The following is a 1,331-nucleotide window of genomic DNA, read 5'->3' as shown; positions in this document are numbered from 1 at the left end:
CCGGTCGGCGCCGCGCCTCTGTACGCGCCCGACACCCACGTCCGGGGCGGCACCGGGAGCGGTGCCGCCGGCGGCGCCCCGGGATACGCACCGCCCCGGCCGGCCGTTCCCGCTCCCCGCGCGGCGGTCGTGGAACCGGCACCTCTCCCGGGGGCGTACCCGGCCGCGGGTCCCCGGCTCGCCGGGTTCGACGCACGCGCGACCTCGCTGGCCCTGCCGGTCCCCCGGGTCGATCCGAACGACCCCAACGCGGGTTTCCTGGCCGGGGTGATGACCTCGGCTCCCGCCGAGCTGATCTCCGCGCTGCACTCCGTTCCCGCGCCCTCGCTGGAGACCAGGCTGCGGGAGCTGCGGGCCTATCTGGAGATGAGCGAACTCGCCGCCGCCGTCGGCACGCTGACGACGGTGGAGTCGCAGCACGCGGACGACTGGCGGGTCGTCTGGTACCGCGGGATCGCCTCGCTGGTGACCGGCGACAACGAGAACGCCGCGCTCTCCTTCGACGCGGTCTACGACGCCTTCCCGGGCGAGCCCGCGCCGAAGCTCGCGCTGGGCATCTGCGCGGAGGTGCTGGGGCAGCTGGACAACGCCGCGGAGTACTACCGCCTGGTGTGGGCGACCGATCCGAGCTTCGTCAGCTCGGCGTTCGGTCTGGCCCGGGTGCAGATCGCCGCCGGCGACAGGGCGGCGGCGGTGCGCACCCTGGAGTCCGTACCGGAGTCGTCCATCCACTACACGGCGGCCCGGGTGGCCGCGGTGCGTGCGCGGCTCCGCGAGCGGGCCCCGCACGAGCCGTTGCTCGACGATCTGTCCGCCGCCGCGGACCAGGTGAGCGCCCTGCGGGGCTACGGCCTGGACGCGGTGAGACGTGAGCGGTTGTCGACCGAGGTGCTGGGCACGGCACTTGACTGGGTACTCTCCGGTAGTCCCACGGCTCGGCCGGCCACTCCGTCCTCCAGCGCACCTGCCGCTCCGAGGTCGGTGCTGGGCAGCGAGCTGGACGAGCGGGGCCTCAGGTTCGGTCTCGAACGCTCGTACCGGATGCTCGCCCGGCTCGCGCAGCGGGGCGACGAGAGGATCGAACTGGTGGAGCGGGCCAACCGTTTCCGCCCCCGGACCTGGGTGTGAAGATGTCACAGAGCCACCAGCCTGCCCCCCTGCCGGGGTGCCCCAGCTGCGAGGAACCGCTGGATTCGGGCGACCTGTTCTGCGGGGCGTGCGGGTACGACCTCTCGGCCGTGCCGGCGCCGCCGGGCGACCGTCCCACGGTCGCCATCAAGGTGCCCGCGCAGGGTGTGGCGGCCGCCTCCGCCGGCGCTCCGGTGGAGTGG

At 74.5% G+C, this 1,331-nt stretch carries 2 protein-coding genes; both read left to right on the top strand.

Features of this window, described 5'->3' with window-relative positions; translation table 11 throughout:
• Positions 1-1,128: tetratricopeptide repeat protein (locus B9S57_RS10630; protein ID WP_146057744.1), on the top strand; the 1,128-nt coding region annotated here is incomplete at its 5' end.
• 2 nt (positions 1,129-1,130) lie between these two features.
• Positions 1,131-1,331 (top strand): zinc ribbon domain-containing protein (locus B9S57_RS35350; RefSeq protein WP_258036348.1); only part of this gene is annotated, 201 nt, incomplete at its 3' end.

Origin of the sequence: Streptomyces sp. SM10, from assembly GCF_002910915.1 — a bacterium.
GTDB lineage: Bacteria > Actinomycetota > Actinomycetes > Streptomycetales > Streptomycetaceae > Streptomyces.
Note: the sequence above shows the minus strand (reverse complement) of the source record. Positions and strands in the feature narration are given on the sequence as shown.